At 64.1% G+C, this 12,378-nt stretch carries 11 protein-coding genes and 2 pseudogenes; 8 read left to right on the forward strand and 5 right to left on the reverse strand.

The annotated features are described in order from the left end of the window. Positions 1-337 precede the first annotated feature (337 nt). The 5 genes from KW846_RS27285 to KW846_RS27305 are packed head-to-tail and all read right to left on the reverse strand — an operon-like array spanning position 338 to position 5,032. Positions 338-1,378, reverse strand: a complete 1,041-nt coding sequence (locus tag KW846_RS27285) for an ABC transporter substrate-binding protein (protein ID WP_116581759.1) — start codon at positions 1,376-1,378, stop codon at positions 338-340. 35 nt (positions 1,379-1,413) lie between these two features. Next, positions 1,414-2,583 carry an acetylornithine deacetylase gene (gene argE, locus KW846_RS27290; protein ID WP_218486172.1) on the reverse strand — a complete coding sequence of 390 codons (1,170 nt, stop codon included), beginning with the start codon at positions 2,581-2,583 and terminating at the stop codon, positions 1,414-1,416. Next, positions 2,576-3,250, reverse strand: a complete 675-nt coding sequence (locus tag KW846_RS27295; RefSeq protein WP_218486173.1) for a DUF1028 domain-containing protein — start codon at positions 3,248-3,250, stop codon at positions 2,576-2,578. Before KW846_RS27295 ends, argE begins: the two co-directional genes overlap by 8 nt. Positions 3,251-3,260: 10 nt before the next feature. Further along, a complete protein-coding gene (locus KW846_RS27300; RefSeq protein ID WP_003201555.1) occupies positions 3,261-3,671 on the reverse strand; it encodes a RidA family protein in 411 nt (136 codons plus the stop codon). Further along, positions 3,671-5,032 (reverse strand): NAD(P)/FAD-dependent oxidoreductase, encoded by a 1,362-nt coding sequence (locus KW846_RS27305; protein WP_218486174.1) that lies wholly within the window; start codon positions 5,030-5,032, stop codon positions 3,671-3,673. The genes KW846_RS27300 and KW846_RS27305 overlap by 1 nt, the downstream gene beginning before the upstream one ends. A gap of 274 nt (positions 5,033-5,306) precedes the next feature. Here KW846_RS27305 and KW846_RS27310 point away from each other — a divergent pair, with 274 nt between their 5' ends. From KW846_RS27310 to phnE, 8 genes and pseudogenes are all read left to right on the forward strand, one after another. After that, positions 5,307-6,683: a pyridoxal-phosphate dependent enzyme gene (locus KW846_RS27310; RefSeq protein ID WP_007976080.1), complete on the forward strand. Its 1,377-nt coding sequence runs from the start codon at positions 5,307-5,309 to the stop codon at positions 6,681-6,683. Next, positions 6,680-7,858 carry a PLP-dependent aspartate aminotransferase family protein gene (locus KW846_RS27315; protein ID WP_218486175.1) on the forward strand — a complete coding sequence of 393 codons (1,179 nt, stop codon included), beginning with the start codon at positions 6,680-6,682 and terminating at the stop codon, positions 7,856-7,858. Before KW846_RS27310 ends, KW846_RS27315 begins: the two co-directional genes overlap by 4 nt. Before the next feature lie 138 nt (positions 7,859-7,996). After that, positions 7,997-8,077, forward strand: a pseudogene (locus KW846_RS30585) (PLP-dependent transferase); the annotation flags it as partial. 138 nt (positions 8,078-8,215) lie between these two features. Then, positions 8,216-8,296 (forward strand): annotated as a pseudogene (locus KW846_RS30590) (PLP-dependent transferase); the annotation flags it as partial. Between the two features lie 276 nt (positions 8,297-8,572). Continuing rightward, positions 8,573-9,424, forward strand: coding sequence for a putative selenate ABC transporter substrate-binding protein (locus tag KW846_RS27330; RefSeq protein ID WP_007977824.1), 852 nt, complete (start codon positions 8,573-8,575; stop codon positions 9,422-9,424). Next, positions 9,421-10,218 (forward strand): phosphonate ABC transporter ATP-binding protein, encoded by a 798-nt coding sequence (locus tag KW846_RS27335; protein WP_218486176.1) that lies wholly within the window; start codon positions 9,421-9,423, stop codon positions 10,216-10,218. The genes KW846_RS27330 and KW846_RS27335 overlap by 4 nt, the downstream gene beginning before the upstream one ends. Further along, on the forward strand, positions 10,212-11,039 hold the full coding sequence (locus KW846_RS27340) for an ABC transporter permease (protein WP_102675847.1): 828 nt from the start codon (positions 10,212-10,214) through the stop codon (positions 11,037-11,039). The genes KW846_RS27335 and KW846_RS27340 overlap by 7 nt, the downstream gene beginning before the upstream one ends. Continuing rightward, on the forward strand, positions 11,036-11,803 hold the full coding sequence (gene phnE / locus KW846_RS27345) for a phosphonate ABC transporter, permease protein PhnE (protein WP_218486177.1): 768 nt from the start codon (positions 11,036-11,038) through the stop codon (positions 11,801-11,803). Before KW846_RS27340 ends, phnE begins: the two co-directional genes overlap by 4 nt. Positions 11,804-12,378: the final 575 nt, after the last annotated feature.

Consider the following 12,378-nt stretch of genomic DNA (forward strand, 5'->3'; position numbering starts at 1 on the left):
ACTGACACACCGCTTTCGCGAGCAAGCCCGCTCCCACAGGGTCCTGCGTTTCAACTGACTACCATCACCACTGCGCAAACCCGGCAAAGCTTGAACCCGAGGTATTGCACTGGTTTTTTGTGGGAGCGGGCTTGCTCGCTCCCACAGGGTCCTGCGCTTTAACTGACTGTCATCACCACTGCGCGAAGGCGGCAAAGCTTGAACCCGAGGTATCGCACTGTTTTTTTTGTGGGAGCGAGCTTGCTCGCGATGGCGGCGGCACATCCAGCATCGATGTGGCTGACATACCGCTTTCGCGAGCAAGCCCGCTCCCACAGGGGGTTATGCGGTGCCTGTATCAGCGTGCAGCCCAGGCGTTGAAGCGCTGTTCCAGCTCTTCGCCATGGTCGACCCAGAACTCTGCATCCACCGCCCGTGCGCCGGCCAGGTTGGCCTCGGCGGTTGGCAGTTGTTCCTGCACATCCTTGGGCAGCAGCGGCAGGGTCTGGCGATGCACCGGCCCGTAGGGAATGTTTTCCGAGAAGACTTTTTGCGTCTGCGGCTGGCTGGCGAACGCGATGAAGTTTTCCGCCAGTGCCTTGTTCGGTGTGCCTTTGACCACCGCCCAGTATTCCGGGTCGTACAGGCTTTGCGGCCAGACGATGCTTAGCTTCATGCCTTCCTTTTGCGCCGAGGCGATCCGGCCGTTGTAGGCCGCGCTCATCACCACGTCGCCGGCCACCAGCCATTGCGCCGGTTGGGCGCCCGCCTCCCACCACTGGATGTTCGGCTTGATCTGGTCGAGCTTGGCAAAGGCCCGGGTCACGCCTTGTGGGGTGTTCAGGACCTTGTAGATGTCATCCGCCTTGACGCCGTCGGCCAGCAAGGCGATTTCCAGAGTGTACTTGGCGCTCTTGCGCAGGCCGCGCTTGCCCGGGAAGTCGGCGACGTTCCAGAAGTCCGCCCAGGATTGCGGCGCCTTGGCCTGCTTGCTCTGGTCATAGGCCATGACCATCGACCAGACGTAAGTGGCCACCCCGCATTCGGTCAGCGCACCGGGCACGAAGTTCGCCGAATCACCGAAGCGCCCGGCGTCGAGCTTCTCGAACAGCCCCTCCTCGCAACCGCGCAACAGCTCGGGGCTTTCGACTTCCACCACGTCCCAGCTGGTGTGACCGGCCGAGACCATGGCCTTGATCTTCGACAGTTCACCGTTGTACTCACCGGCGATGATGTTGCCCGCGCCGCTGGCATTGAACGGCTGGAAGTAGGCTTTATCCTGGGCCTGTTTGGTAGCACCGCCGAAGGAAATCACGGTGAGGTCCTGGGGGGCCGCCCACACACTGGCACTCAACAACGCCAGGGCAAACGGAACACTGCAACGCAAGGATCTGGACATGGATCGCTTCCTCGGGGCTGGTCGGCCCGCTGTTGTTATGGGTGTTCGGATTCACTCAAGTAAGCCGCCAGGCGATCCATCAGGCGGTCACAGGCCGCCATCTGGTCGACGCTGACAAATTCATCGGGCTTGTGCCCCTGGTCCATGCTGCCGGGACCGCAGACCACGGTCGCAATCCCGGCCTGATTGAACAGCCCGCCTTCGGTGCCAAAGGCCACGGTGCCGAAATCATCGCTGCCGCACAGCTCGGCAATCAGCCGGGCGGCGGCGCTGTCGGCGGGTGTCGCCAGGCCCGGATAGGCCGAGATTTTTTCAAAGCGGATCGCGGTATCGCTGTCCACGGCCTGCATTGCCGGCAGCAATGTCTGCTCGGCGTAGTCCTGCAGTTCATCGACGACCACTTGCGGAGCGAAGTCCGGCAAGGCGCGGATCTCGAAATCGAAACGGCAGTCCGCTGGCACGATGTTCAGCGCCGTACCGCCCTGGATCACGCCGACCTGCACGGTCGAGAACGCCGGATCGAAGCGCTTGTCGTGCAATGACGGCCGGGCCAGGGTGGCGCCGATGTCGCTCAGCCGACCGATCAGGCGCGCGGCCTGCTCGATGGCATTGACCCCATAAGGCGCGTAGGCCGAATGACAGGCCGCACCACGCACGTGGCAACGCATCGCCAGCTTGCCCTTGTGGCCGAGCACCGGCTTGAGCTCGGTCGGCTCGCCGATCAGGCACAACGCCGGGGCCGGGATGCGTTGGGGCAACACCTCCAGCAAACCGCGCACGCCAAGGCAGCCGACCTCTTCGTCATAGGAAAACGCCAAATGCACCGGGCGCTTCAAAGGGCTGGCGAGAAACACCGGCACGGCGGCCAGCACCGAGGCCAGATAGCCTTTCATGTCCGCGGTGCCGCGACCGTAAAGCTTGCCGCCCGCCTCGCTCAGGCTGAACGGCTCGACCGTCCAGGCCTGGCCGTCCACAGGCACCACGTCGGTGTGACCGGACAGCACGATGCCGCCAGCCACGCTCGGGCCGACCGTGGCCAACAGATTGGCCTTGGTCCGCTCGGCGTTGTAGATCAGTTCGCAATCCACGCCCAGCCCGTGCAGGTAGTCACGCACGAACTCGATCAGCTCGAGGTTCGAATCGCGGCTGACCGTGGCGAACCCGATCAACCGCGCGAGCATGGCGCGGCTGCGCAACTCACTCATCGCCGGGCACTCCATACGCGGGGGCCAGGGTGGGATTGAGCGCGCGGGTCAGGTAGTCCTGCAATTGCGGCTCGTAGGCCGTCCACAGTTTGCCCAGCTCGCCAATCGGGTTTTCATCGGCCCAATCCACCCGCAAATCGACAATCGGCCAAGTCAGGTCACCGACCACCGACAACGCCGCCGAGTGCACCGCACCCGCTTCGCCGCCGGCGTCCTGCCCGGCCTGCAAGGCGCTCATCAGCCGGGTGGCAAGGCAGCCTTCGCTGTTTTCGAAGGCCGCGACCATCGCCTCGATCACCCCACTATTGGCCAGCAGGTTGCCGGCCGCCACGCACTGGTCACCGGCCACCGCGTTGTTGATGCCCAGCGCATGGTTGCCGCTGAACACCGCCGTGCGCCCGTGGGCATCCACCACCGCCACCTGGCGGTACTGGCTGTAGCCGTTGCGGGTCAACGAGTGATCCAGCGCCTGGGGCGGCGCCGAGCCGTTGGCCAGTTCATCGAGGATCTGCGGGCCGAGGGCCGGCAGCGTGATGTTCTGGCTCGACACCGCGCCGACCCCGGCACGCAGCCAGGGGCAGCGCGCACCGACGGCGATGCTCGAAGAACTGATGGCAATGCCCAACTGGCCGGTCTCGGCGCAGCGACCCACGATGGAAAAAGTCATGGCGAAGTCCTTATTCAGGGATAACGGCAATCACGTCGATTTCCATCAGCCACTGCGGCTGGCCGAGGGCGCTGACTACCAGCCCGGTGGAAATCGGGAACACACCCTTGAGCCACTTGCCGACCTCCTGGTACACCGGCTCGCGATAGCGCGGGTCGATCAGGTAGGTGGTGGTCTTGACGATGTGGCTCAGGTCGCTGCCCGCCTCTTCAAGCAGTTGCTTGACGTTGCGCATGGCCTGTTCGGCCTGGGCGCGCGGATCACCGAGGCCCACCAGCTGGCCGTTGAAATCGGTGCCGACCTGACCACGGACATACACGGTGTTGCCGGCGCGCACGGCCTGGCACAAATCGTTGTCCAGCGTCTGGTTCGGGTAGGTGTCTTTGGTGTTGAACATGCGGATGCGGGTATGAGTAGGCATTAACGAACTCCCATGAGGCTGGCTTTCTGAACGGGTGCGCGGGCGGCGTCGGCTTGACGCTGGGTCGCATCCCGATAGTTGAAATAGGTGTGCTGCTTAACGATGTGATCGGCGATGTGCTTGGCGTCGTGCCAAACGCCCCAGATGAACGCGGAGCCACGACGGGACTGCCACGGCAACCCGACGAAGTACACGCCGGGCTCGGCCGACACGCCGCGCTGGTGCTGCGGCTTGCCGTTTTCCTTGAAGGCATCGACCTTCAGCCAGCTGTAGTCGGTGGAGTAACCGGTGGCCCAGATGATCGTGGTCACGCCGGCCTTGAGCAGGTCCAGTTCCAGGATTGGATTTGTCACGCAATCCGGATCGGCCAGCATGGCCCGGGCTTCCGGCTCCAGCGGCAGGTCCAGGCCGTTGCGCTCGATATAGGCGTCGGCCTTGTCGAGCAGCGCGAGGTAGTTTTCATCGCCACGGCGGATGTTGTCGGCGAGGTTGTTTTCAAAACTGACCACGGTGCCATTGAACGATTGAGTCAGGCCGACCAGGGTCATGCCCTGATGCGCCAGGCGGCGGAAGTCCACGGTGTGGCCGCCACGGGCACCGCTCACGGCGATGGTCACGTGTTCCTTGCCCGGCTGCATGGCCTCGGCATCCCACTCGCCCAGCACCCCCAGCCACCAGCAGAAATCGCGGTTGCGGTAGGCGCGCGGCGGACGGTCGTGGGCGCCGACCGAGAGGTAGACCTGTTTGCCGGAACGTTGCAGTTCATCGGCGATCTGCACGCCCGACGACCCGGCGCCCACCACCAGCACCGCGCCTTCAGCCAGTTGCTGCGGGTTGTAGTACTGGGCGGAGTGAATCTGGCTGATGCCGGCCATTGGCAGGGCAATCGGCGGAATGGCCGGACGCTGGAACGGGCCCGTGGCGACCACCACGTGGCGGGCCTCGATCACACCATCAGAGGTTTCAACGGTGAAACCCGGACGGTCGGCATTGCGTTGTACGCTCTTGACTTCAACGCCAGTGCGGATCGGCGCGTTGAACTTGCGGGCATAGGCTTCGAAGTACTCGGCCACCTGCTCTTTGCCGGCGAAGGCGTCCGGGTCCAGGCCGTCGAATTCCAGGCCCGGGAAGCGGTCGTGCCAGGCAGGACCGTTGGCCACCAGCGAATCCCAGCGGCCGGTGCGCCAGGCTTCGGCGATACGGTTGCGCTCCAGCACGAGGTGGGGCACACCGAGTTTGCTCAGGTGTTCACTCATGGCCACGCCGGCCTGGCCGGCGCCAACAACAAGCGTATCAATTGCGGTTTTATCAACTGTCATGGCTGTGCACTTCTGAAAGGTGGTTTGATTCAGGTCGGTCATGGCTGCCGCCTCGATGCTGATCACTGTTGTTCTTCTGCTGTGGCTATCGGTATCGGGGTGTTGGCCGCATTCTGTTCGGAGCCGGGAAATAGCGAAATTATGTTTTTTGTGGTTGCTGGCGAGGAAAAAGCGTCGAGGTGACCGGCTGGCCGTGCGAGGTTGCGGTCGACCCGATCCCGGCCTATGGTCCAAGCGATGCATTGCCCGCGACCGGCGCGAAGACCCGGCGCGGATTGCTGTCCATCCAGTGCGGATTCACGCAAGGAGTGATGACATGCCCGACTATTCCCGTCCTGCTGTACTCGAACTGATTGGCAATACCCCGCTGGTACGCGTCAGCCGGTTCGATACCGGTCCCTGCACGCTGTTTCTCAAGCTCGAATCACAGAACCCCGGCGGTTCGATCAAGGACCGTATCGGTCTGGCCATGATCGACACCGCCGAACGCGACGGTCGCCTCAGGCCCGGCGGCACCATCGTCGAAGCCACCGCCGGCAACACTGGCCTGGGCCTGGCCCTGGTCGGCCGCGCCAAGGGCTATCGCGTCGTGCTGGTGGTGCCGGACAAGATGTCCACCGAGAAGGTCCTGCACCTCAAGGCCATGGGCGCCGAGGTGCACATCACCCGCTCCGACGTCGGCAAGGGCCATCCCGAGTACTACCAGGACGTTGCCGCGCGGCTGGCGGCGGAAATTCCCGATGCGTTCTTCGCCGACCAGTTCAACAACCCGGCCAACCCCCTGGCCCACGAATGCAGCACCGCGCCGGAGATCTGGGCGCAAACCCAGCATGATGTGGACGCCATCGTCGTCGGCGTCGGATCGGCCGGCACCCTCACCGGCCTGACCCGTTTCTTCAAACGCGTGCAGCCGGACCTGGAAATGGTCCTGGCCGACCCGGTCGGTTCGGTGATGGCTGAATACAGCCGCGGTGGCACCCTCCCCACCCCCGGCTCCTGGGCGGTGGAAGGCATCGGCGAAGACTTCATCCCGTCGATTGCCGACCTCTCCAGCGTGCGCCACGCCTATTCGATCAGCGACGAAGAAAGCTTCGACCATGCCCGCCAGTTGCTGCGCGCCGAAGGCATTCTCGGTGGCTCATCGACCGGTACCTTGCTGGCGGCGGCGCTGCGTTACTGCCGCGAACAGACCCAGCCGAAACGGGTGGTGAGCTTTGTCTGCGACACCGGTACGCGTTACCTGTCGAAGGTCTACAACGACCAGTGGATGAACGATCAGGGCCTGCTGCAACGCAAGCACTACGGCGACCTGCGCGACCTGATCGCGCGGCGTTTCGAGGATGGCCGGGTGATCAGCGTCGGCCCCGACGACACCCTGCTCACGGCGTTCCAGCGCATGCGCCTGGCGGACGTGTCGCAATTGCCGGTGCTGGTGAAGGGTCAGCAACTGGTCGGCGTGATCGATGAGTCCGACATCCTGCTGGGGGTGCATGAAGACGTTGCGCACTTCCGTAAAACCGTGGCCAGCGCCATGACCGACAAACTGCAGACCCTGTCCCCCGCTGCCACCCTGGCGGAACTGGAGGCAGAGCTGGGCCGTGGGCTGGTGGCGATCATCCAGGATGCCTCGGGTTTCCACGGCCTGATTACCCGAACCGACATGCTCAACCATTTGCGGAGATCCCTGCCATGAGTCAACAGGACAAAAACGCCCCGCCTCAGGGCTTCGCCACCCGGGTGATCCATGCCGGGCAATCGCCGGACCCTTCCACCGGGGCCTTGATGCCGCCGATCTACGCCAACTCCACCTACCTGCAACAGAGCCCCGGGGTGCACAAAGGCCTCGACTACGGGCGCTCGCACAACCCGACGCGCTGGGCGCTGGAGCGCTGCGTGGCCGACCTCGAAGGCGGCACCCGGGGCTTTGCCTTCGCCTCGGGCCTGGCGACCATTTCCACGGTGCTCGAACTGCTCGACGCCGGTTCGCACGTCGTCTCCGGCAACGACCTGTACGGCGGCACCTTCCGCCTGTTCGACAAGGTGCGCCAGCGCAGCGCCGGGCACCGCTTCAGCTTCGTCGACCTGACCGACCTGGCGGCGTTCGAGGCGTCCCTGCAGGACGACACCCGCATGGTCATGGTCGAGACCCCGAGCAATCCGCTGCTGCGCCTCACCGACCTCGCCGCCATCGCCCGCACCTGCCGCGCCCGCGGCATCATCTGCGTGGCCGACAACACCTTCGCCAGCCCGTGGATCCAGCGCCCGCTGGAGCTGGGTTTCGACATCGTGCTGCACTCGACCACCAAATACCTCAACGGCCACTCCGACGTGATCGGCGGCATCGCCGTGGTCGGGCAGAACGCCGAACTGGCCGAGCGCCTGGGCTTCCTGCAAAACGCCGTCGGCGCCATCGCCGGCCCGTTCGACGCCTTCCTCACCCTGCGCGGGGTGAAGACCCTGGCCCTGCGCATGGAACGGCATTGCAGCAACGCACTGGAACTGGCGCAGTGGCTGGAGCGTCAGCCGCAAGTCTCCCGGGTCTACTACCCCGGCCTGCCCTCGCACCCGCAGCACGAACTGGCCCAGCGGCAAATGCGCGGATTCGGCGGGATGATCTCCCTCGACCTCAACAGCGACCTGGCCGGCGCCAAACGCTTCCTCGAGAACGTGCAGATCTTCGCCCTGGCCGAGAGCCTGGGCGGCGTGGAAAGCCTGATCGAACACCCGGCGATCATGACCCACGCCACCATCCCGCCCGATACCCGGGCAGAGTTGGGGATTGGCGATGGGTTGGTGCGGTTGTCGGTGGGGGTTGAGGATGTGGAGGACTTGCGCGCGGACCTGGCGCAGGCGTTGGCAAGGATGTAGGCAACCTCAATGGCAGGACACCGCAAAACCTGTGGGAGCGGGCTTGCTCGCGAAGACGGCGGCACATCCAACATCGATGTGACTGACACACCGCTTTCGCGAGCAAGCCCGCTCCCACAGGTCTTTTTTTGGCCTTGAGGGTTGGTGCGGTTGTCGGTGGGGGTTGAGGACGTCGAGGACTTGCGCGCAGATCTGGCGCAGGCGTTGGCGCGGATGTAAGCAACCTGAATGGTAGGACACAACACAACCTGTGGGAGCGGGCTTGCTCGCGAAGACGGCGGCATATCCAACATCGATGTAACTGACACACCGCTTTCGCGAGCAAGCCCGCTCCCACAAGTTTTTTTTTGGCCTTGAGGGTTGGTGCGGTTGTCGGTGGGGGTTGAGGACGTCGAGGACTTGCGCGCGGACCTGGCGCAGGCGTTGGCAAGGATGTAAGCAACCTGAATGGCAGGACACCGCAAAACCTGTGGGAGCGGGCTTGCTCGCGAAGACGGCGGCACATCCAACATCGATGTGACTGACACACCGCTTTCGCGAGCAAGCCCGCTCCCACAAGTCTTTTTTTGGCCTTGAGCCTTGTTGCAAGGCTGGTCAAGCACCCAAGACCCCCTATAATCGCGCCGTTTTCGTCTACCCTCACGAAGCGTCGTGCAGCAATCAGCTTGTGCGGGGCGCATCGACATTTTTCCGCTATTGAACCGGAGAACTTCCATGCTCAAACGTACCCTGGCCTTGGCCGTCGGCCTGACCCTGTCCCTTTCCACCCTGCTGGCACAGGCTGCCGAGACCCTCAAGGTCAGCGCCATTCCCGACGAAGCCCCCACCGAATTGCTGCGCAAGTTCAAGCCACTGGGCGAATACCTGGAGAAGCAACTGGGTATGAAGGTCGAGTTCGTACCGGTGTCCGACTACCCGGCGGTGGTCGAGGCGCTGGCCACCGACCGTATCGATATGGCCTGGCTGGGCGGTTTCACCTTCGTGCAGGCACGTTTGAAAACCGGCAATGCCATTCCCCTGGTACAGCGTGAACAGGATGCCCAGTTCACCAGCAAATTCATCACCGCCGATCCAGCGGTCAAATCCCTGGCCGACCTCAAGGGCAAATCGTTCGCCTTCGGCTCGGTCTCGTCGACGTCCGGCAGCCTGATGCCGCGCTATTTCATGCTGCAGGACGGCATCAAGCCGGAAACCTATTTCAGCCGCGTCGGTTACTCCGGCGCCCACGACGCCACCGTCGCCTGGGTTCAGGCGGGCAAAGTGGATGCCGGCGTGCTCAACGCCAGCGTCTGGGAAAAACTGGTCAAGGCCGGCAAGGTCGACACCGACAAGGTCAAGGTCTTCGCCACCACACCGGCCTACTTCGACTACAACTGGACCGTGCGCGGCACCCTCGACCCGGCCCTTGCCGAGAAAATCAAGGCCGCCTTCCTCGCGCTCGACCCGGCCAACCCTGAGCAAAAGGCGATCCTCGACCTGCAGGCCGCCAGCCGCTTCATCGAGACCAAGCCTGAGAACTACAAGGGCATCGAGGAAGCCGCGCGCGCTGCCGACCTGCTGAAATGACCTTGCATCTGAACCGGGTCAGCCTCACCCACGACACGGGCGTGCGGGCGCTGCATGAGGTCGACCTGCACATCAGCGCCGGTGAGCAGGTGGCGATCATCGGCCCGTCCGGCGCCGGCAAGTCGAGCCTGCTGAACCTGCTGGCCACCGCCCTGCGCCCCGGCAGCGGCACGGTCGAGGTGCTCGGCGAGCAAGCCTGGCAGCTCGGCGCCCGACAGCGCCAACGCCTGCGCGCGCGCATCGGCCTGGTGCATCAGGCGCCGCCACTGCCACCGCGCCAGCGCGTGGTCACGGCAGTGCTGGCCGGCAAACTGGGGCAATGGGGTTTTGCCAAAAGCCTGCTGAGCCTGTTGCATCCGGTGGATGTGCCCGGCGCACGCGCGGCCCTGGTCAAACTCGACCTGGGCGACAAGCTGTTCGCCCAGTGCCAGCAACTGTCCGGTGGCCAACTGCAGCGCGTGGGCATTGCCCGCGTGCTGTACCAGGCCCCCGACGTGCTGCTGGCCGATGAGCCGGTGTCGGCGATGGACCCGGTGCTGGCCGGGCACACCCTGTCGATCCTCTGCCGCCACGCCCGGGAACACAAGGTGACCCTGGTCGCCAGCCTGCATGCGGTGGATCTGGCGTTGAGCAACTTCTCGCGCATCATCGGTTTGCGCGACGGCCAGATCCTCTTCGATCTTCCCGCTGCCGACGTCGACCACGACTTGCTCGACCGGCTCTACGCCAACGAGCAACTGCAATCCCCGCCCGCTCCGGTGGCGCCCTTGAGCCTGCAGATTCCCCGATGCTGACGCGCGATACACGAGACCCGGCCACCCTGCCCCGCCTGCTGCTCAGTCTGCTGGCGCTGGCCCTGCTGTGGCCCGGCCTCCACTTCAGCGAACTGGACCTGGGTGTGCTGCTCAAGGCCGACAGCCAGAGTGAAATGGGCCGTTTCGTTTCGGCCTTCTGGCCGCCGGCCCATGGCGAAGAGTTCCTCCAGCTGCTGTGGCAAGCCACCTTGCAAACCCTGGCCATCGCCACCGCCGGCATGGCCCTGGCCTTGCTGCTGGCCGTGCCCGCCAGCCTGCTCGCCAGCCGCGCACTGTCACTGTCGGCGGCTTCGCGCAGCGGCCGACCGAGCGCCCTGGGCCGGTTGTTGCGCTGGCCGGTGCGCGGGTTGCTGATCTTCCTGCGCAGCGTGCCGGAAATCGTCTGGGCCCTGCTGTTCGTGCGTGCCGTCGGCCTTGGCCCGACCGCCGGGGTGCTGGCCATCGCCATCACCTACAGCGGCATGCTGGGCAAGGTCTACGCGGAAATCTTCGAGTCGGTCGACCAGCGCCCCGCCCACTCACTGCTGCAAGCCGGCAGTGGCCGGTTGGCGGCGTTCTGCTACGGCATCCTGCCCAATGTCGCGGCGGAGCTGCTGTCGTACACCGTGTATCGCTGGGAATGCGCGATCCGCGCGTCCGTGGTGATGGGCTTCGTCGGCGCCGGCGGGCTGGGCCAGCAGATCGACCTGTCGCTGCGCATGTTCGCCGGCGGTGAAGTGGCGAGCATGCTGCTGACCTTCTTCGTCCTGGTGCTGTTCGCCGACCAGATCAGCCGCCTGCTGCGCTGGAGGTTCGCATGAATCGCCTGATCAACCTGCTGCTGATCCTGGGCATCGGCACCGCAGTCGTCGCCTCGTTCCGCTATCTGGGCATCGACCTCGGCGAACTGACAGGCAGCGGAAACCTGAAGCAAATGGGCGCCTACGTGCTGCGTTTTCTCAGCCCGGACCTGAGCGCCGGCCACCTGCAAGCCATCGGCCGTGGCGCCGTGGAAACCATGGCGATGTCGGCCCTCGGCACCCTGCTCGCAGCAGTGTTTGGCCTGCTGCTCGCGCTGCCGGCGGCCGGACGCTTCGGCTGGCTGCTGCAGAGCGCGTCGCGTCTTGTACTCAATGGCCTGCGCGCCATTCCCGAACTGGTGTGGGCCGCGCTGATGGTACTGGCCGCCGGCCTCGGCCCGAACGCCGGCACCCTGGCACTGGCCATGCACACCACCGGCGTACTCGGCCGCCTGTTCGCCGAAGCGCTGGAAAACACCCCGCCGCAACCGGCCGAAGCCATTCGTTTGCAGGGTGGTAATGTCGTCTGGGCCTTCTGTTACGGCACCCTGCCTAACCTGTTTCCGCAGCTGCTGGCGTACATTTTGTACCGCTGGGAGAACAACATTCGCATGGCCAGCGTGCTGGGGTTTGTTGGTGCTGGGGGGTTGGGGCAGATGCTCTATGTGAGCCTCAGCCTGTTTCAGGAGGCTCAGGCGAGTACGGTGATTTTGGCGATGTTGGTGCTGGTGTTTGCTGTTGATGGGTTGAGTAGTTGGAGTCGGCAGCGGTGGGTTAAGGCTTGATGGGGGGGGGGTGGATGGATTTGGTCAGCTGATGGCGTTCGAGTTGAGCAGGTATTTGTATGGAGTTGACTCCCGCGTTTTATGGTTATGACTGGTAGAAAACGACCCAAAAGCTGACGGTGGCGACGGGCAGAGATCGGCCAATAACGGACACTGGATGATGACTACTTCGCATCCTGCGCCGCCAAAATAACCCCCACCGCCACCTCCAGCTCCTTGGCGATCTTCGAAATAAGTGCGGCCATCGAAACGCCTCAGAGCCGACCATAGAAGAGGTTGGGAAACTGATCGACGGCGTGGCAAAGGTCATCAATTCCATTTTCTGACGCAACCAGGGCTCGCTTAGCTCATCTCTATGACCTCAATGTAATACCAGTCCAACACTGACGGCGAGACTGCGGAACCGTCGGTACTTACGAGGCAGCAAGCATTGGTCAGAAGGTTTTATATTTCTCACCCGTGATCGCGGAGTGGAAAGTTGGCTGCGGCGGTTGGCTTGCACGATCAACGGCGGCGCAGCTTCGATGCAGGTAGTTGCGCAGCAGTTGCTAACCTCGCCAAGCCAATGCCGTGAA

This window comes from Pseudomonas sp. PDM32, assembly GCF_019219225.1.
Taxonomy (GTDB): domain Bacteria; phylum Pseudomonadota; class Gammaproteobacteria; order Pseudomonadales; family Pseudomonadaceae; genus Aquipseudomonas; species Aquipseudomonas laurylsulfatiphila.

Excerpts from the sequence above, each read along its gene's own strand:
- KW846_RS27335 (WP_218486176.1), top strand. The coding sequence starts at position 9,421 with ATGACCTTGCATCTGAACCGGGTCAGCCTCACCCACGACACGGGCGTG.
- KW846_RS27305 (WP_218486174.1), bottom strand. The coding sequence starts at position 5,032 with ATGACCGACCTGAATCAAACCACCTTTCAGAAGTGCACAGCCATGACA.
- KW846_RS27330 (WP_007977824.1), top strand. The coding sequence starts at position 8,573 with ATGCTCAAACGTACCCTGGCCTTGGCCGTCGGCCTGACCCTGTCCCTT.
- KW846_RS27340 (WP_102675847.1), top strand. The coding sequence starts at position 10,212 with ATGCTGACGCGCGATACACGAGACCCGGCCACCCTGCCCCGCCTGCTG.
- KW846_RS27315 (WP_218486175.1), top strand. The coding sequence starts at position 6,680 with ATGAGTCAACAGGACAAAAACGCCCCGCCTCAGGGCTTCGCCACCCGG.
- KW846_RS27285 (WP_116581759.1), bottom strand. The coding sequence starts at position 1,378 with ATGTCCAGATCCTTGCGTTGCAGTGTTCCGTTTGCCCTGGCGTTGTTG.
- argE (WP_218486172.1), bottom strand. The coding sequence starts at position 2,583 with ATGAGTGAGTTGCGCAGCCGCGCCATGCTCGCGCGGTTGATCGGGTTC.
- phnE (WP_218486177.1), top strand. The coding sequence starts at position 11,036 with ATGAATCGCCTGATCAACCTGCTGCTGATCCTGGGCATCGGCACCGCA.
- KW846_RS27310 (WP_007976080.1), top strand. The coding sequence starts at position 5,307 with ATGCCCGACTATTCCCGTCCTGCTGTACTCGAACTGATTGGCAATACC.
- KW846_RS27295 (WP_218486173.1), bottom strand. The coding sequence starts at position 3,250 with ATGACTTTTTCCATCGTGGGTCGCTGCGCCGAGACCGGCCAGTTGGGC.
- KW846_RS27300 (WP_003201555.1), bottom strand. The coding sequence starts at position 3,671 with ATGCCTACTCATACCCGCATCCGCATGTTCAACACCAAAGACACCTAC.